Genomic DNA, 18,307 nt, shown 5'->3' with positions numbered 1-18,307 from the left:
GGTTCCATGGCATGATTCAGCATGGTCCGGCAGGGTCTGTCGGAGTCCTATTGGAAACACATCCTGTCTCGCGCTGGCGCGAATTTGCGATACACGCGACGACGCGTGGGAGACGGTTCAAGCCGATAAGGCATTCGACGGCGAAGGTGGGCGCCTGCCGCCTTGTGCGGACGAGCGTGGAGCGTTCATGGCTGATTCAGGCTATAGCCGTCGCGTCAGCCACCCCTACAGTCACAACGAGCTGTACGCACATTTCCGGCCAACCACTTTCCAGCACAGTCCCTGGTCGGCTGCCGCCGTGCCATTCGCCTGGATGATGAAAGAGGGCGAGACACCGCCCGAACCCGCTGCCCGATACGGAATCGAGTTCCGGCCCGATTGGGAGCCGGCACTGGGATTTAATACGATCTGGGTCCAGGAGCGGCGTAACCAACTGGCCATGCTCGACACCTTCTTCGGTGCCATCACTCCGGACGAGTCCCTGGTTTTCTTCTACGCTAAGCGTACGCCCCTGACGGACGATCCCCGCCGAGTGATCGTGGGCATCGGCCGCGTCAAGAGTGTCGCCAAGCCGGTCGAATATGCTTACGAGCCCGGTACCCCCGAAAGCGCATTGCGCTGCATGCTGTGGGAGCGAACACTCCACCATAGTATTCGCCCCGAGATCGGCGATGGATTTCTTCTACCCTATCACCGACTGATCGAGCTGGCCGATGCCGGTTCGGACTTCGACCCGTCGCCTTACGTTCTGCATGCGCCGGAAGAGCACTGGAGCGCCTTTTCCATGGGTGCGGAGCATGTCAGTCACGATCAGGCGATCTCTGCCCTGTTGTCGGCCACCGCGGTTTTGACAAGATATGCTGAGGTTGTGCCTGGCGATTGGGAGGCGGCTCGCCGCTGGGTGGACGAGCAGCTGAACCGGCTCTGGCGGTTTCGCGGAGCCTTTCCTGGCTTGGGTTCGGCCCTGTCCGCCCTAGGCGTCGAAAGCGGAACCCTGATCGCGCATGCCGTCGAGGCGCTACTGCATGTCGATGGATCGGCGGATGTGCGCGATCCCTGGCCACTGATCGATGACGTGTTCAAGAATCCTGCGCGCTTGCCGCCGGAACTCGCACGAGGAGTCGGCCCGACCGTAGCTCGTCTTTGGGTGGGGCTGCCGGATGAGAGACGCGCTTTGCTGAAGCTTCTTGCCCGTTTCGAGCTGACAGCGGACCAGGCAAGGCGATGGTTTGTCCTTGAGGAGCGGCGCGCGGCAGGCATCGATGTTCCCGACAAGGCCATTCTGCAAAACCCTTACGTCTTGTTCGAAGGCGACCGCGGGCGACTCGATTCGATCTCCCTGAAAGTGATCGACCGGGGCATCTTCCCCGATGCGCAGATCGCGGCAGCCGTTCCCATGCCTGCGCCATCGAACTGTCCCGAAGCTATCGACCCGCGCAGGGGCCGGGCGTTTCTTGTTCAGGCGCTCGAGCGCGCCAGCGGCGAAGGGCATACCTTGCTGCCCCAGGATTGGCTCATTCAGCGCGTGCGCGCGGAGGACGTATCGCCGCCCTGCGCCATCGGCGGCGACTGGATCGACGCTTTCAAGACTGATTTCCCGCCCGAACTCGAAGCGGTGACCATGGCCGACGGGTCGCCGGCCTGGCAGCTCTTCCGCCACCAAACCACCAAAGCTGTCATCTCCACCCGTGTGCTTCGGCGCCTGTCCGGAGCGAGGCACCTCGCCCAGCACGATTGGCGCGCGCGAATCGATGAAAAACTGCCCAGCTTCGAAAGCGTGCCGGATGCCGAGGTCGAAGAGCTTGCTCGCCAGGAGAAGGCGCTCGCTCTCGAAGAGTTGTTTTCGTCCCGCGTCTCGGTTCTGATCGGGCCCGCGGGTACCGGCAAGACTAGTCTTCTTGAAGCTCTCATTTCGTTTGATGAGATCAAGCGCGACGGCATCCTGCTGCTTGCCCCCACAGGCAAGGCCCGCGTGCAGATGCAGAGGCGCGCCGCCACTGCTCAGGCTTACACCCTTGCCCAATTCCTGCTTGCAAGCGGGCGTTACGACGGTTCGACCGGGGCCTATTTGGTGACGAATGAAGCTGACCGCGAAAACGGCTTTGGGACCGTGATCATCGACGAAGCGTCGATGCTCACCGAGGATCAGCTCGCCGCGACCATCGACGCCCTCGACCCCGGCAGCGTGAAGCGGTTGATCCTCGTCGGCGATCCTCGCCAGCTACCTCCGATCGGCGCAGGCAGGCCCTTCGTGGACATCATCCGCTTGCTTCGCGAGCGGGGTGGCGATGGAAACGTCCAGGGATACGCTGAACTCAAGATCGTTCGCCGGCAGGCCCAGGGCGCAGGCAGTGATTTGATACGACGCGACGACCTGCTCCTGTCTCGTTGGTTCGGCGGTGATTCGCCCGATCCGGGAGCGGACGAGATCTGGCAACGCCTATCGGACGGGACCGCCCAGGGCATCCGCGTCGTCCGCTGGGAAAATGATCGCGACCTCTCGACCGCCCTGCTCAGGGAGATTCAGTCCCATGTCTTGGCTTTGCCGGATGCGCAGGGCCTGTCGCTGGAACAGGCCTTCGAAGTCAGTTTGGGCGGGCGTCCATATGGCGGGCACATCTACTTCAACCCAACGAGGGATCCGGTGACGGGAAGCGATGGGGCCGGCAAGCACGCTGAAGACTGGCAGATTCTGTCGCCTGTCCGAGGCGGGGAAACAGGCATCGACGGACTGAACCGGCGGATTCAACGGATTTTCCGAACCAGCGTCCGGAGCTTGGCCGAGCCGGAGCAGCCGCGCTATCGCAAGGTACCAAAGCCGATGGGAAGCCAGGGCATCTTGTATGGTGACAAGGTGATCAATCTGGCGAACGGGCGACGAAAAGACGTCTATCCGGAGTTGAACCGGGCCTATCTAGCTAATGGCGAAATCGGCGTTGTCGTTGGCCAGTTCAAGGGCAAGAAGGCCACGTACAAGGGTTTGCCGTGGAAGCTCGAAGTCGAATTTTCGACCCAGCCAGGATTCAAATTCGGTTTCTCGGGGCGGGACTTCGGGCAGGACGGCGATGAACGGCTTGAGCTGGCCTACGCGCTGACCATACACAAGTCACAGGGCAGCGAGTTCGGTGTCACGTTCGTTGTCGTTCCCAATCCCTGCCGGCCCCTGTCACGCGAGCTGCTCTACACGGCGCTCACACGACAGCGTCACAGCGTCGTCTTGTTCCATCAGGGTGATCTGCGTGACCTGATTAAATATTCCCAAACCGAGAAATCTGACACAGCACGACGCCTGACCAATCTGTTTAGCCAACCCGATCTGATCGAGCATGCAGCGGTTTTCATGGAGAAGGGCCTGATCCACCGCACCGCCCGAGGCGAACTGGTGAGGTCGAAATCCGAGGTGATCGTTGCGGATCTCCTGCACGGTCTGGGGTTGCCGTACTCCTACGAGCAGCCATTTGTCGGCGGCGACGGCTCGGTTAGATACCCGGACTTCACGGTTGACGACGCAGAAACCGGACGTTTGGTCCTGGTGGAGCATCTGGGGATGCTCGACGCCCCGGCATACCTTCGCCGATGGCACAACAAGCTGGAATGGTATCGGAAAGAAGACGTGCTGCCATTCGAGATCGGTGGCGGGAAACGCGGTGTGTTGGTGACGACCACCGAGGAACGAGGCATAGACGCGGCGGCAATTAAGACAAAGCTGAATAGTGTTTTTGGGATATAGCCGGATGTCCCGGGCAGAGGGATCGAGGCAAAGAATCGAGACGGACAGCGGGTGGTTACCTCAGGGGCTGAGAGCAATTGATGGGAAGTTCGCCTTCAAGGAACAAGCCTGACAATCCTGGGTGGTTGCTACCGAACGGCGGCGAAGCGACGCTTTGGGTGGCAGAAACACCTCCACCGTGCACGATCACAAAACGAGAATCGGAGAAGCTGAGGAGTGCGTCGGAAATACGGGAACGAGATGCTTGTCGAAACCGTCTGCAACAACTTGAATGGTCATCTCTACCACATGACAGACGAGGCGCATCTGGCATCGATCGAGGAGCACGGCTTGCTTTCCGCCCGTGGCGCACGGAATCTCGGTATCGTGAAGGCTTATCCCGTTCGCTCAGGTACCACTACATATTGCGGTTAGTGCTTCTCCCTTTTACTCATGTTCTCCCCACAGGTGGTAGCTCTTCGTTGTTACAGCCGCGCTCATGCCGAGTGCCAGGCTTGGCGATTGACAATTTTTGCCAATCCCCTATCTTTGAACCGTTGGAGGTCTGTGATGGCGACAATGAACGTAAGCTTACCCAACCCGATGGTGGAATTCGTGGAGGAGATGGTTGCGAGCGGGGGCTACAGTTCCTCTAGCGAGGTGGTGCGCGAGGCTCTTCGTCTCCTGCGTGACGAGCGCGCCGTAGAGCATGAGAAGGCCGTGATTCTGCGGCGCGAGGTCGGCATCGGTCTCGAACAGGCACGCGCGGAGCGCTTCTCCAATCGAACGGTCGCGGAAATCGCGGAGAGCGTGATGCGGAAGGCGGCTGGGCATTGAGCTTTCGGCTAACCGAAGCAGCCGACCATGACATTGAGCGCATTCTCCAGGATACCTTGGAGCTTTTCGGGCCGCACCAGTTGCAGGCCTATTCGGACCTGATCGACCAAGCTCTCCAACGAGTCGGCACCGATCCTCAAGGACTGGGTACATCGAAGCGGGAGGACATCGGACCCGGCGTTCGCGCGCTTCGACTAGACACTGTCGCACGGCGCAGAGGTTCGGCATCTCACAGCATCTACTACCTTCCGCCGGAGGACGGACGAGGGTCCGTTATCATAGTTCTGCGCGTGCTACATGACCGGATGGAACCAAAACACCGGGTGGCTTCGGAACTTCTCGATGACGTTGATACCGAGGTTGATGTCTCGTCCGGCCCAAAGAGATAGTGCGGTGCATCAGTGTGTGTCAAAGACGAGCGCCGTCTGCCGCTTCGCTAGCACAGGCCGCCGCGGCTTGCGCTAGATGTAGACTTCAGGTTCGGGCGGATAGTCCGGGTCGAGGAGACGCTTGGCATAGACATGGTCGACCCCGGCATCCCGGGCCTCCTCGTAGGCCCACTGGCGATCCTCCGGCCCCTTGTCGCGGACGAACCTCTTCAACTCCCGGAACACGGGCCTTTTCCCGGTTATGTCCCAGTAGCTCCTGATGCCAACCGCCGCCGCCACTATCGGTCGGCCTTTGATCGCCTCCTCGGCATTGGCATGCAGATCGGCCTAGCACGACAGGGGAGGCGGCGCGATTCAAACCACTAGATATGGTTAGACCGGAGCGAACGGGACCTTGTATCGTGCCGGTATTTCCCGGAGGAAGCGGACTTACGCAGCAGCTTGATGCTGACCGCGGGCTCGATGACATGGTTTTTCTGAGCTTTTTCAACCTAGGGGTAATGCCCAAGCACAACGATGCATGGCGCCGTCGACCTGTTCTTCTGAAGATTGATGCACGCGTCCTCTTTCTACGAGGCGTGCAGGTGGCTCTTGGACGGGCCAACCGCCGAAGCACAAGGATCTACTCCGCGGCGATGGCCTATTACGAAATGGATTGGAATGTTATCTTTGGCAAAGTGGATGAAACGGACATTCACGAGCGCTGGCGCTTTTTCGAGGTTTGCGACTACGAGGCGCTCGTCCCCAATCGGGTGCCGCTAGACTAGAATATATCATTGGCATTGCTTGAGCGGACTCGGAACCTGATTGTGTCGCAAACCAGTTTGGTGGGGTGTTGCCGGATGGCGGGGAAATTCCAGCCTGGTCGCATGGCGTGCTGTGGTGTATCATGGTGATCGCTGACGTTGCCCGCGCAGTTTCAACTTCAAGGATTCCTGGAGCACGTTCAGAGGATTCAAAAGTTGAAACTTTCCTTGTAAAGGCAGAATGATCCACTGGCCTGTCACGCCGGAGGTCGCGGGTTCGAGCCCCGTCACTCGCGCCATTCTTTCAAAGGCTTGAGCCTTTGTCTTAATTTTCTTTACAAGCGACTGAGATCAAGGTTTTGGCCCCGAGGCATCTCGCGGGCTTGGGAATCCTGGCAGTCTATCACTCGTCCGTGCCGCAAGATCAGAAGCATTCGAGCTGGCGTGCCCAGCTTCGCCGCAAGCCCGGCAAACAGCCCGGCATTCGATTCTGGCAGGAATTTCCCGGGCCGGACGATCGGCGAAATGGCCGCGATTTTCTGGCAATCGCAAAGAGCAGTTGGGAGGCGGAATCGCCATTTGACACTCGCCTCAGAACCTCGTAATGCAGCCCCAACGACGCGGCGCCCAGCGCCAACGTCCAGAGCGCGGGTGTAGCTCAGTCGGTTAGAGTGCCGGCCTGTCACGCCGGAGGTCGCGGGTTCGAGCCCCGTCACTCGCGCCATTCTTTCAAGGGCTTGCGCCTAATTCTCCGAATCAACGACTGATGGACATAGCGGTTCCCCGCAGGGGAAGCCGCAGTCGAACGATGGCGTCAGGTGGGGTGCTTGGCGCGGCGGATCGCCTCTTCATGCGGAGCCAAGCTCAGGGACTGCATCTGGGCTGGCGGCTTTGACGAAGCATCGTCGATTCGCCTGCGGCAAGGATCAGGAGTTGGCGATCAGAGATACTGGCCGAGTTTTTTCCCGGCCTTGATGAAGCGCAGGGGATCCACTGCGTCGCCTTTGCGCCGCACCTCGTAGTGCAGGTGTGGGCCGGTCGAACGTCCGCTGCTGCCGACCTCGCCGATGGCGTCGCCGGCGGCGATCTTCTGGTCGGGCGCGACCAGTATCTTGCTGAGATGCGCGTACCGGGTGGCGAAGCCCCCGCCGTGGTCTATTTCGACCATCCGGCCATAGCCGCCGTTCCAGCCTGCCTTGGTCACCACTCCGGCAGCGGTCGCACGCGCTGTCGATCCGTAGGGCGCACGAAAGTCCATTCCCGAATGCAGGGCGGGGGTGCCGATCAGGGGGTCCTTGCGCACGCCGAAGTTGCTGGAGATGGCGCGGCCCGCGGCAGGATTTGCCAGCGGCAGCTTGCGCGCCTGATTCTTGAGCTTGTCCAACGCCTCCAGCGCCTGGTCGAGTTCCTTGACCTTGCTGTCGAACATCGTCGCCCTGTCGAGCGCGACAAGCGGCCCGCCGACGTCGGACTTGCCATAGTCCTCGGCGAGAGGAAGGCCAGCGCTCTCGAGCGTGTCGCTGATCGCATCCGCTGTCTGATAGGCGTTGTCGGTCAGCGCGCCGATATGCTCGACCTGTTCATCCTCGATGCTGCGCAGAGACTTGTTGATCGCGACGAACAGCTTGTCTGCCCGATCGGCGCGGCTGTCCTTGTCTTCGGTGCTTGATCGGGTCGACCAGAATGAGAATGGACGGCTCGCCGCGGCCGAGGCAAAGGCCAGAGGCTGCGGTGCCTCGGAAGGCGTGATCGTGATCTGCGCCCGCTCGTCTGCCGGTTTTGGCTCGGGCGAGGGCGCGGCAACACGCTGTGCCTCATCCAGGACAGGGCCGAGCCTGCCGTTACGCTCGCTCAACTGGGATTGCCGGGCCAGCAACTCGCTGACCTTGGTCTCCATCAGTTGCTGGTCGAGCAACTGGCGGCTGGTGATACGGTCGACCTGGGCGCGAAGTGCCGAGATGCGGTCCTCGTAAGCGTGCTGGATGCGGGCCTGGCGCGCCGTCGCAGCGCCGATCAGGTCGTCGCGCAGCACGAGATAGGATGTGGCAAGCAGGTAGCCAACGGCGACTGCGGCAGCCACGGTACCGGCTGTCGCGGCGAGCCATGGGCGCACGGTGAAATGCCGGATCTCGTTGCCGCGTGCGATGATGACGGTATGGGGTTCTTTGCGCTTGCCGAAAACGGCCGTCTGACCTGTTGCGTTCACCGGACCAAACTCTCACCCGCGAGCTAACCACCATGTGATTACACATTATTAGGGTTAACAAAGCTTTGCGGATGTTCCAGGCAGCAGGCGGCGACGGGATACGAAAACCCCGCCGCACATCATGCTGCGGCGAGGTTTTTTGTTTTTATCCTGCCGGAGTCCAAGAAATGCAGAAATGCATTCTTGAATGAAACGGCATGTTATTTCAGTTCAGCGAAAAAAAGGCCAAAGCTAGAGCGCCTGCACCGCTTCCAGCACTTCCTGCGCGTGCCCGGGTACCTTCACCTTTCGCCAGATTCGCACGATCTTGCCGTCGCCGCCGATCAGGAACGTGGTGCGTTCCACGCCCATATATTTGCGGCCATACATCGATTTTTCCGCCCATACGCCATAGGCCTGCAGCGTCTTGAGTTCCTCATCGGCGGCAAGCGCGATGCCAATATTGTGCTTGGCCTTGAATTTGTCGTGTTTCTTGGTGCTGTCGGGCGAAACGCCGATGACCGTAGCCCCGGCCTTTTCGAACTGTGGCTTGAGCTGGGTGAAGTCGATCGCTTCGGCGGTGCAGCCGGACGTGTCGTCCTTGGGATAGAAATAGAGGACTACCGGTTTGCCGGCGAAGTCGGAAAGCGTCAGAATATCGCCGCCGTCGCGCGGCAGCTCGAATTGCGGGGCGGGTTGGCCAGTCTCGAGATCAGACACATCGAAGCCCTTGTTGGAAGTTACGGGTGAGCTCGCAAGGATATCAGGTTAGATAATGCCGGACTTGGATTCGTCCACGACCGAAACGAGTACGGGACCCAACGTGGATCAGGAAGTGCCTCGGCACGAAAAAATCCGGTTCAGGCGCGACGAGATCACCAATCTCGGGGCGATGCCTTCTGCTGCCGGCCTGGAGCTGAACCGGCCGCGTACTTCCATGCGGCGCAAGCTCGGTCATTGCATTTTGGCGGCGGTGGCGATCGCAGGCTCGCTGCTGCTGCTCCTCGTCATAGCCATCGAGGCGCTCAGCTATTCTGGCATTGGCCAGGACAGGATGCGCCACGAGGCGGAGCGCGCCATGGAGGAGCTCGCAGGCGTCGATGTCGACGTGTCGATGGGGCAAGCGCGGCTGGCGCTCGATGGTGTCAGGCTGATCGCCGTCGAGGTGCCCGACGTCAGGCTGACTCGCGCCGATGGCACGGCGATGGCCGAAGTCGGCATGATGCGGTTCGGCATCCGGATGCTGCCGCTGCTGACCGGCGAGGTGAAGCTCGGCAACGCCAGGATTTCCGACGCCCGCATTGTCGTCGACGCCATGCCGGAAAGCGGCAGCAACGACTGGAGCGCGGCCCTGCGCAACGACATTGGCCTGGTCGAGCCGCAAAAGCTGCTGAACGAAACGTTCCGGGGCATCCACCGCGGATTTGACGCGGTCCGCTATGATGGCATGCGTGAAATCGCGCTGTCCAATGTCGAGTTCGTGCTGCCCTCGGGTGGTGAGGTCAAGGTGGTCGGCGTGGTCGGGGCATCGCTTGCCAAGGCCCGTTCGGGCGAGTTGCACATCGCAGCTACCTTCGATGTCGACGGCCGCGAAGTCGACCTGTCGGCGACGGCCGTTCGGGATCCCTCCGTCAACCGTATTGCGGCACTCGATGCCGCGGTATCGATGACCGATCCGTTTGCCGGCCAAACAGATGTTGCTGCGGCCAAGGCGAGCCGCATCGGTTCGGCCGACCTGGTGATCACCGGCAGCGAAGGCCTCGGTGGCAATGGCTCCGAGCTGGTCGCCAAGGGCTCCATCGGCAAGTCGACGCTCGACCTTGGGCTGCGCGGACAACTTGTCGGCGACATCGCCGTCGATCTGCGCCTCGCCGACGGGCTCGACAAGATCGATGTGCGCCAGCTGCTCGTCAGCACGGGGCGCTCGACGTTCGACTTCAATGGCGCGGCCGGGCCGCGGCCGGCGACCGGCCTTGCCACAGACAATCCTGCCTACCGCTTCGCGTTGGTCAGTCGCGAGTCGCGACTTTCGCCCGGCGAGTCGCCGGAGCCGGCGCTGGCTTTCCTCGCCCGTGTGGCCGGAGCCTATGACACTGTCACCAGGACACTCTCCGCCGACGAGATCGGGGTCAAGTCCGGTCCGGGCGGCGAAGCGCTCGGCAAGGCGGCGGTCCAGTTCGTCGAGGGCAAGGCGCCCGGCATCTTCCTGGCGTTCAACGTCCACGACATGTCGGTCGCCCATGTGAAGCAGCTGTGGCCTTGGTTCTCGGCAAGGAATGCGCGGATCTGGGTGCTGCAAAACCTGTTTGGCGGCCGCGTCGTCGACGGCAACGTCCAGTTCGACGTCAGGCCGGATCGTCTCGGTAATGGCGTGCCGCTGACCTCGCAGGAAGTGTTCGGCCGTTTCGAACTGGACGGCTCGCGCTTCGACACGGCCGGGCTCATCCCGCCGATCCGCGATGCCAAGGGCGTCGTCGAGTTTTATGGCAACAATGTCGATGTGTCGCTGTCTTCAGGCACAGTGTTCATGCCGAGCGGACGCACCGTGGCTGCGAGCAACGGCACGCTGAAAGTCGCCAAGGCCAACATTCTGCCGGTCATTGGCGCACTCGATATCGACGTCGCGGGCAGCGCGGACGCCGTGGCCGAGCTCGCCTCCTACGAGCCGATCAATGCGATGCGCCATGTCGGCATCCTGCCTGAAGAGCTTACCGGCGATGTCACCGGCAACGTCAGGGCCGACATTCCTCTGACCAAGGGCATCGACACCTCGAAGCTCGATTGGACCGTGGCGCTCGACTATGAGGGGCTGTCGGTCGCCAGGTCTTTCGACGGCCAGAAGCTTTCCGACGCCAAGGGCACCATCACGGTGACGCCCGAAAAGGCGGTCATCGCGGCCGACGGCAAGCTCAATGGCGTTCCCGCCGAACTCGATCTTGTCGAGCCGTTGCGCGCAGGCAGCCTTGCCAAGGAGCGCAATGTCCGGTTCGTGCTCGACGACAAGGCACGCAACGCACTGGTGCCCGGCCTTTCGGACATGCTGTCCGGCACCATCAAGGTCGATGTCGAGCAACTCGACGAAGGCAAGCGCAACATCATTGCGGATCTTACCTCGGCAAAGCTCGATTTCCCCTGGATCGGCTGGAGCAAGGGACCCGGTATCGCCGCCAAGGCGTCCTTCACCATGACGACCGACGGCGAACGCTCGATGCTTTCCGACTTCCGTCTCGACGGTAAGACCTTCAGCCTCAGGGGCGACGTCAATGTCGCCAACGGCAGCCTGTCGTCGGCGCGGTTCGATAAGGTCCAGCTCAATCGCGGCGACGACGTGTCGGTGAACATCAAGCGGGCCGGCAAGGGCTTCGCCGTGCAGGTGAGGGGCAATGCGCTCGACGCGCGCGCCATGATCAAGCAGGTGATGGCGGATGTTGACGGCGCCGCCGCCAAGACCGGCTCGAATTCGGTTTCGGTCGATCTGGCGGTCAAAAGCCTGATCGGTTTCGGCGACGAGAAGCTGTCTGGCGTGACGTTGCAATATTCGGGCTCCGGATCGAAGGTCGGCGGGCTCAGCGTCAAGGCGACGTCCAGCTCGGGTGGGCAGATCACCGTCAGCAATGTCGCCAAGGGCGGGGGTCGCCGCCTCGACGTGCGCTCGGCCGACGCCGGCGCGATCTTGCGCTTCCTCGACGTCTATGGCCGCATGCAGGGCGGCTCGCTGGCGCTGGCGCTGGAATCTGTTGGCGACGGCCCGCTCAAGGGCCAGGTCGACGTGCGCGAGTTCTGGGTCGTCAACGAGCCGCGCCTTGCCTCCATCGTCGCCAGCAAGCCGGCGGGCGACGATCGCAGCCTCAATCAGGCGGTGCGCAAGGATATCGACGTGTCGCGCGTCAAGTTCGAACGCGGGTTCGCCCAGATCGACAAGCGGGAGAAATACCTCGCACTGGAAAACGGCGTCCTGCGCGGCCCGCTGATCGGCACCACCTTCCAGGGAACGCTGTACGACCAACAGGGCCAGATGAACATGACCGGCACCTTCATGCCGGCCTATGGCCTCAATCGCATCTTCGGTGAATTGCCGCTTGTCGGCGTCATCCTGGGCAATGGCCGCGACCGCGGGTTGATCGGCGTCACCTACAAGCTGTCGGGTGACGCCAATGCGCCCAAGCTGCACGTCAATCCGCTGTCGGTCATCGCTCCCGGCATCTTCCGGGCGATTTTCGAATACTGAGACGCGGTCAGCGATACCCTCCCCCTTGTGGGGAGGGTCGGCGCGCAGCGCCGGGGTGGGGGTGAAGAACCTTGAACTGTACCCCCACCCCGTCACGCTCGCATTGCTGCGCAAAGCTCGTTCGCCGACCCTCCCCACAAGGGGAGGGTAAGCCAGCCCCCTCAGGCCGGGCGCACCAGGATGTGCTTCTTCTTGCCGAGCGACAGCTTGACCACGCCTTCCGGCGTGAGATCCGCTGACGTCACGGCGCGGCGTTCGTCATTGACCGACTGGTCGTTGATGCGTACCGCACCGCCCTGGACATGACGGCGTGCTTCGCCGTTGGACGCCGCAAGGCCGGCGCGAACGACCAGCGAGAGCAGGCCGATGCCGGCGCTCAGTTCATCGCCGGCGACTTCCACCGTCGGCAGCGACTCGGCAAGCGCACCTTCCTCGAAGGTCTTGCGCGCGGTTTCAGCCGATTGCTCGGCGGCAGCGCGGCCGTGCAGCATTGCGGTCACCTCGGTCGCCAGCACCTTCTTGGCATCGTTGATCTCGGAGCCGCCTAGGGCCGCCAGGCGCGCGATCTCGTCGAGCGGCATCGCCGTGTAGAGCTTGAGGAAGCGCTCGACGTCGGCGTCCTCCGTGTTGCGCCAGTACTGCCAGAAATCATAGGGCGACAGCATGTCGGCGTTGAGCCAGACAGCCCCGTTCATCGACTTGCCCATCTTGGCGCCCGACGACGTGGTCAAAAGCGGCGAGGTCAAGGCGTAGAGCTGTGGCGTGCCGAGGCGATGGCCGAGGTCGATGCCGTTGACGATGTTGCCCCACTGGTCGGAGCCGCCCATCTGCAGGCGCAGGCCGTAGCGCTTGTTGAGCTCGACGAAGTCGTAGGCCTGCAGGATCATGTAGTTGAATTCGAGGAACGACAGCGACTGCTCACGGTCGAGGCGCTGCTTGACGGAATCGAAGCTCAGCATGCGGTTGACCGAGAAATGCTGGCCAACGTCGCGCAGGAATTCGAGATAGTTGAGCGGCAGGAGCCACTCGGCATTGTTGACCATCATCGCGTCCTGGGGGCCGTCGCCGAAGGTCAGGTAGTTGGAAAACACCTGCTTGATGCCATCGATGTTCGACTGGATGATCTCGGGCGTCATCAGCTTGCGCGCCTCGTCCTTGAAGGACGGGTCGCCGACCATGCCCGTGCCTCCGCCCATCAGCGGGACGGGGCGATGGCCGGTCTTCTGCATCCAGTACAGCATCATGATCTGGATCAGGCCGCCGGCATGCAGGCTCGAAGCCGTTGGGTCGAAGCCGATATAGGCCGACACGGTTTCCTTGCAGAACAGGTTGTCGAGGCCGGCATCATCCGAAGTCTGGTGGATGAAGCCGCGCTCGGAAAGGGTGCGCAGGAAATCGGATTTGAAGCCGGACATGGTTCTTTCTCTTGGCGGACGAGTTGTTCGGTCGATCCGGCATTGGATCGGCGAAGCTGGGGCTTTAGCATCTGAAGGCTTGGAATCACAAGGACGGCGGACTTCATGGCGCTTCTGACAGCCATTGGATTGATGAGTGGTACCTCGATGGACGGCATCGATCTTGCCATTCTACGCAGCGACGGCGCCAATAGCCTCGAATTCGGCCCGTCCATGGCGGTTGCCTACGATGCCGCATTTCGCCGCCGCATCGAAGCTTCGCTGGAAACAGCCAAGGCGATCGTGCGCCGCGAGGAGCGGCCTGGCGATCTTGCCGGTCTCGAACGTGAAATCACGCTGCGCCATGCTGCCGCCGTCCGGGATTTCGTCGAAGGCCTGCCGGCGGAATGGCAAAACCCCGCTCTGATCGGCTTCCACGGCCAGACCGTGCTGCACCGGCCACATCTCGGCGTGACGGTTCAGCTTGGCGACGGCGCGCTGCTGGCGCGCGAGACCGGCATTCCGGTCGTCTACGACATGCGTGCCAACGACATGGCGCATGGCGGGCAGGGTGCGCCGCTGGTGCCGGCCTATCATGCCGCGCTCGCCCGTTCGCTCCCCCAACCCTTTGCGGCGATGAAGCCCGCCGTCTTCGTCAACATCGGCGGCATCTCCAACATCACCTATGTGGCTGCTGCCGGCGATCCGGTCGCCTTCGACACCGGCCCCGGCAATACGCTGATCGACCAGTGGGTCAGCCGCGAGGGCGGCGTGCCCTACGATGCCGGCGGCGCCATCGCCAGCGAAGGCTCCGTGGTGACGGATGTCGTCGTCCGCTATCTCGACAATCCGTTCTTCGAAAAGACCGGACCGAAATCGCTCGATCGCAACGATTTCACGCTCGCGCTTGCCGAGGGACTCGAACTGTCTGATGGCGCACGCACACTCGCCAGCGTTTCCGCCGAGGCGATCCTGAAATCCGTCGAGCACCTGCCTGAGCCGCCAAAACTCTGGATCGTCTGCGGCGGCGGCCGCAAGAACCCGCATATCGTCGGCGATCTCAAGGCGGGGGCGGAAAGGGCTGGAGCGCAGGTGATCGTGGCGGAGGACGCCGGGCTGAACGGCGATGCCACCGAGGCCGAGGCCTGGGCCTATCTTGCAGTGCGTTCGGCGCTTGGCTTGCCGCTGACATTCCCGACCACGACAGGTTGCCACGAACCTGCAACCGGCGGCTTGCGCATCGAACCTTGATGGATCGGGGGACTTCATCAAAGTTTCATCGAGGTGTCACCCGCCCGACATGGCGTGGACCTAGCTGGAGGGCGTTCCTTCAACCAATCGGGGTCCATCATGCGACGCTCTCTCTACCTGGCTGCGGCCGTTCTCGCGCTGTCCACTGCTTCCGCCTTCGCCGACGAGGCGGAATTCAAGGCAACGCTCGCCGGTCACGCCATCCTGCCGGCAAATACCATCATTCCAGCGCCGGAGAACGCGCCCGAGCACCTGCGCACGTCGGGCAAGTTCACGACCCTGGATCGTATGCGCGCCGAAGGCCTTGGCACCGTTCCGGGCAAGGACGGCGTCCGCCTGACCGGACTGTCCCTGCCTTTCGACGGCCAGCCCGTGCAGGGTTTCTCCGGCATCAAGGCTGTCGGCGACGGCACCTTCTGGTCGCTGTCGGACAACGGCTTCGGCAACAAGCTGAATTCGACCGACGCGGCGCTGATGCTGCATCACGTCTCGTTCGACTGGGACAAGGGCACGATGAACCGCATCAAGACGCTGTTCCTGACCGATCCCGACCGCAAGGCGCCGTTCCCGATCGTGCTCGAAGGTTCCGACACGCGCTTCCTCACCGGCGGTGATTTCGACGTCGAATCGATCCAGCCGGTCGCCGACGGCTTCTGGGTTGGCGAGGAGTTTGGCCCGTACCTGCTCAAGTTCGATCTCGACGGCAAGCTGAGCGAGGTCGTCGGAACCGTGGTCGATGGCAAGCCGGTCAAATCGCCCGACCATCCGACGCTGACGCTGCAGGCCAATCCATCGCTGCCGATGCCGGCGTTCAACCTCAAGCGTTCCGGCGGTTACGAGGGGCTCGCCCAGTCGAAGGACGGCTCAAAGCTCTACGGGCTGCTCGAAGGCGCGCTGTTCAAGGAAGACGGCACGATGGAGCAGGCGGAAGGCAACCGCGCCTTTCGCGTCATCGAGTTCGACGCCGCCAGGAAGGAGTGGACCGGCCGCTCCTGGCTCTACCCGCTGTCAGCCGGCGGCGACGCCATCGGCGATTTCAACATGATCGACGACGAAACCGCGCTCGTCATCGAGCGCGACCAGGGTGTCGGCGTTGCCGCCAAGGCTTGCGCTGATGCCAAGAACCCAAAGCCGGACTGCTTCGCCAACCCGGCTCTGTTCAAGCGCATCTACAAGATCGAGATGAACGACGCCAATGCCGGCGGCGCAGTGCGCAAGATCGGCTACATCGACCTGATGAACATCGCCGATCCTGACAACAAGAAGCGCCAGGGCGGCGGCGAGGGCTTCTACGACATGCCCTTCAACACCATCGAAAACGTCGATGTGGTCGACGCCAGCCACATCATTGTCGGCGACGACAACAATCTGCCGTTCTCGGCCGGCCGTTCGCTCGACAAGGCCGACGACAACGAGTTCGTATTGCTCGAAGTCGGCGAATTCCTGAAGGCCAGGTAAAAGGCCTGTTGCGATGTTATCCGGGCCGCGCCAGCGGCCCGGAGTCGTTCAGGCTACTTGTGGGGGCGGGCGTCGAAATCAGCTCGAGGTCGCCATCTGCGCCATGTGCAGCAGCGGGAACGCCTTGCCCGTGCCGTCAAGTTCCGAGCGGCCAACCTGGCTGAAGCCACATTTGAGGTAGAAGGCGAGCCCGCCGGAATTCTGCTCGTTCACATCGACCGAAAGCGGTCCCTTCAGGCGAGCGACATGATCGATCAGTTGCCTGCCCATTCCCTTGCCGTGCCGGACAGGGTCGACAAACAGCATTTCGATTTTTTCGCCATCGAGGCCGATGAAGCCGCGCTGTGTGCCGTGATCGTCTTCGGCAACCAGCACTTCGAGCGCTGGCAGGTATTCACCCACCAGCGGACGGAAGAACAAGATGTCCGCTTCCGTGAGGAAATGGTGGGTGGCGCGCACGGCGCGTTCCCAGATGTCCACAAGGACGGCATCGTCCTCCGTGCGTCGCGGCCGGATGTTCATGACCAATTCCCGTGTCGGATAGGGACTACTCGCTCAGGCCGCCATACTGCCGAACCAGATGCGCCATCTCGGCCGCGCCGGCTGGCGCGTGGTCGACTTCCAGTCCCTCGGCCACGCCCAAGCGGTCAGCGACGGGGCGGTTCTGGCTGACCTTCCATTTGCCGTCGATGGCGCTGATGTCGATTTCGATGCCGACGATGCCCTTGATCTGCGACGCGATGTAGCTGTCGGGAGCGTCGCTCACCTGCCATGGTTGCGGCCGCTTGCCTTCGTGGGCGGCGGTCAGTTCGGCGATCTGGCCTGCCAGCCAGTCCATGTCGTCGATGACCCTGACCCTGCCGCGCACCTGCACGATGGCGTAGTTCCAGGTCGGCACGACCTTGCCGGTTTCGCGCTTGGTCTCGTACCAAGACGGCGTCACATAGCTGTCGGCGCCCTGGAACACGACGAGCGCGTTTGCGTCGGGCTTTTCGGCGAGGCTGCGCCACTGCGGATTTGCCTTGGCGAGATGGGCGCGAAGCCTGCCGTGAGGCAAAGGCTCCGCATCCATCAGGAACGGCAAGGCGTTGGCGATCGGGCCATTAGGCCCGTTCGAGATCAGTAGCCCGAGCGGATGCGCCCGGATCAGGCCGTGCAGGATGTCCAGCCGCGTTTCAACGAAGTGAGGTGGCTGGTACATCGCTACTCCGTATCGGTGCTTACTTCAGCCGCTTCGGCCGTGCATCGGAAAGCTCGCCGGCGAGACGCCGGTCGAGATAGTCTGCGCATTCCTCGATCACCAACTCCGGATCGTTGCCGAAGAAATGGTTGGCGCCGGGCAGGGTCTTCTGGGTGATGGTGATGCCCTTTTGCGTGTGCAGCTTGTCGACCAGGCCCTGGACGTCCTTGGGCGGGGCCACCTTGTCGGCGTCGCCATGGATGATCAGGCCGGATGACGGGCAGGGCGCCAGGAACGAGAAGTCGTAGGTGTTGGGCTGCGGCGCAACGGAGATGAAGCCCTCGATCTCCGGGCGGCGCATCAGGAGCTGCATGCCGATCCACGAACCGAAGGAATAGCCGGCGACCCAGCAGCTCTTCGAATCCGGATGCAGCGACTGCACCCAGTCAAGCGCCGCCGCCGCATCGGACAGCTCGCCCGTGCCGTGGTCGAACTCGCCCTGGCTGCGGCCGATACCGCGGAAATTGAAGCGCAGCGTGGTGAAGTTCCGCTTCTGGAACATGTAGAAGAGGTCGTACACGATCTTGTTGTTCATCGTGCCGCCGAACTGCGGGTGCGGGTGCAGGATGATGGCGATGGGCGCGTTCTTTTCCTTGGATGGCTGATAGCGACCTTCCAGGCGACCGGCCGGACCCGCAAAAATGACCTCTGGCATAAATTACTCCACTTGACGCAAGCGCCGATAAACAATCCTGTGCCCAGCCTTGACGCAAGGGGCGCGTCTTCTTAGAAGCTAGTTTAGAACTGTTCAAAACTGGGCGGCGAGACCGCCGGTTTGGCAAAGCGGGTAGATAGGACGGCTCGCCTTGGAATTTCAAGGAAATTGCGCGTCGCGACACCCAAACGTGATTTGACAGGGCAATCTGAACG

14 protein-coding genes and 1 tRNA gene are annotated in these 18,307 nt (G+C 62.2%); 8 read left to right on the top strand and 7 right to left on the bottom strand.

Going from position 1 to position 18,307, the window contains the following annotated elements; translation table 11 throughout:
- Nucleotides 1-187 precede the first annotated feature (187 nt).
- The 3 genes from PCJ21_RS04435 to PCJ21_RS22105 all read left to right on the top strand — a co-directional run bounded on the left by PCJ21_RS04435 (nucleotide 188) and on the right by PCJ21_RS22105 (nucleotide 4,935).
- Complete coding sequence (locus tag PCJ21_RS04435; RefSeq protein ID WP_269930171.1) at nucleotides 188-3,730, top strand: AAA family ATPase; 3,543 nt, start codon at nucleotides 188-190, stop codon at nucleotides 3,728-3,730.
- Nucleotides 3,731-4,279: 549 nt separating this feature from the next.
- Nucleotides 4,280-4,546: a type II toxin-antitoxin system ParD family antitoxin gene (locus PCJ21_RS04430; protein ID WP_269930170.1), complete on the top strand. Its 267-nt coding sequence runs from the start codon at nucleotides 4,280-4,282 to the stop codon at nucleotides 4,544-4,546.
- Nucleotides 4,543-4,935: a type II toxin-antitoxin system RelE/ParE family toxin gene (locus PCJ21_RS22105; protein WP_442865959.1), complete on the top strand. Its 393-nt coding sequence runs from the start codon at nucleotides 4,543-4,545 to the stop codon at nucleotides 4,933-4,935. Before PCJ21_RS04430 ends, PCJ21_RS22105 begins: the two co-directional genes overlap by 4 nt.
- A 72-nt stretch (nucleotides 4,936-5,007) precedes the next feature.
- Here PCJ21_RS22105 and PCJ21_RS04425 read toward each other — a convergent pair whose 3' ends face one another.
- Nucleotides 5,008-5,160: a hypothetical protein gene (locus PCJ21_RS04425; protein ID WP_269930169.1), complete on the bottom strand. Its 153-nt coding sequence runs from the start codon at nucleotides 5,158-5,160 to the stop codon at nucleotides 5,008-5,010.
- A 176-nt stretch (nucleotides 5,161-5,336) separates the two neighbouring features.
- Here PCJ21_RS04425 and PCJ21_RS04420 point away from each other — a divergent pair, with 176 nt between their 5' ends.
- Together PCJ21_RS04420 and PCJ21_RS04415 are read left to right on the top strand one after the other, a co-directional pair.
- Complete coding sequence (locus PCJ21_RS04420) at nucleotides 5,337-5,702, top strand: hypothetical protein (protein ID WP_269930168.1); 366 nt, start codon at nucleotides 5,337-5,339, stop codon at nucleotides 5,700-5,702.
- 626 nt (nucleotides 5,703-6,328) lie between these two features.
- A tRNA-Asp gene (locus PCJ21_RS04415) sits at nucleotides 6,329-6,405 on the top strand.
- A gap of 216 nt (nucleotides 6,406-6,621) precedes the next feature.
- On the opposite strand, the gene PCJ21_RS04410 is transcribed toward PCJ21_RS04415, so the two are convergent.
- On the bottom strand, nucleotides 6,622-7,887 hold the full coding sequence (locus PCJ21_RS04410) for a M23 family metallopeptidase (RefSeq protein WP_269930167.1): 1,266 nt from the start codon (nucleotides 7,885-7,887) through the stop codon (nucleotides 6,622-6,624).
- 231 nt (nucleotides 7,888-8,118) lie between these two features.
- Nucleotides 8,119-8,586 (bottom strand): peroxiredoxin, encoded by a 468-nt coding sequence (locus PCJ21_RS04405; protein ID WP_269930166.1) that lies wholly within the window; start codon nucleotides 8,584-8,586, stop codon nucleotides 8,119-8,121.
- 103 nt (nucleotides 8,587-8,689) lie between these two features.
- On the opposite strand from PCJ21_RS04405, the gene PCJ21_RS04400 reads away from it, so the two are divergent.
- Nucleotides 8,690-12,094 carry a hypothetical protein gene (locus tag PCJ21_RS04400; protein ID WP_442865958.1) on the top strand — a complete coding sequence of 1,135 codons (3,405 nt, stop codon included), beginning with the start codon at nucleotides 8,690-8,692 and terminating at the stop codon, nucleotides 12,092-12,094.
- Nucleotides 12,095-12,255: 161 nt separating this feature from the next.
- On the opposite strand, the gene tyrS is transcribed toward PCJ21_RS04400, so the two are convergent.
- Entirely contained in the window at nucleotides 12,256-13,509 is a 1,254-nt protein-coding gene (tyrS, locus tag PCJ21_RS04395) for a tyrosine--tRNA ligase (protein WP_269930164.1), read from the bottom strand.
- 105 nt (nucleotides 13,510-13,614) lie between these two features.
- Between tyrS and PCJ21_RS04390 the strand changes: the two genes are divergently transcribed.
- Together PCJ21_RS04390 and PCJ21_RS04385 are read left to right on the top strand one after the other, a co-directional pair.
- Nucleotides 13,615-14,739, top strand: coding sequence for an anhydro-N-acetylmuramic acid kinase (locus PCJ21_RS04390; protein WP_269930163.1), 1,125 nt, complete (start codon nucleotides 13,615-13,617; stop codon nucleotides 14,737-14,739).
- A 99-nt stretch (nucleotides 14,740-14,838) separates the two neighbouring features.
- Nucleotides 14,839-16,197, top strand: coding sequence for an esterase-like activity of phytase family protein (locus PCJ21_RS04385; RefSeq protein ID WP_269930162.1), 1,359 nt, complete (start codon nucleotides 14,839-14,841; stop codon nucleotides 16,195-16,197).
- A 78-nt stretch (nucleotides 16,198-16,275) separates the two neighbouring features.
- Here PCJ21_RS04385 and PCJ21_RS04380 read toward each other — a convergent pair whose 3' ends face one another.
- From PCJ21_RS04380 to PCJ21_RS04370, 3 genes are read right to left on the bottom strand one after another with little or no spacing between them, the layout of a single operon-like run.
- The gene (locus PCJ21_RS04380; protein ID WP_269930161.1) at nucleotides 16,276-16,719 is read right to left on the bottom strand and encodes an acetyltransferase; all 444 of its coding nucleotides are present in this window, start codon (nucleotides 16,717-16,719) and stop codon (nucleotides 16,276-16,278) included.
- Nucleotides 16,720-16,744: 25 nt separating this feature from the next.
- Nucleotides 16,745-17,398, bottom strand: a complete 654-nt coding sequence (locus PCJ21_RS04375; RefSeq protein ID WP_269930160.1) for an FMN-binding negative transcriptional regulator — start codon at nucleotides 17,396-17,398, stop codon at nucleotides 16,745-16,747.
- A gap of 19 nt (nucleotides 17,399-17,417) precedes the next feature.
- Nucleotides 17,418-18,092 carry an alpha/beta hydrolase gene (locus PCJ21_RS04370; protein WP_269930159.1) on the bottom strand — a complete coding sequence of 225 codons (675 nt, stop codon included), beginning with the start codon at nucleotides 18,090-18,092 and terminating at the stop codon, nucleotides 17,418-17,420.
- Between the last annotated feature and the right edge of the window lie 215 nt (nucleotides 18,093-18,307).

Origin of the sequence: Aminobacter sp. HY435, assembly GCF_027568395.1 — a bacterium.
GTDB lineage: Bacteria > Pseudomonadota > Alphaproteobacteria > Rhizobiales > Rhizobiaceae > Aminobacter.
The sequence above is the reverse complement of the archived record's forward strand: the minus strand, read 5'-3'. Positions and strand labels throughout refer to the sequence as shown.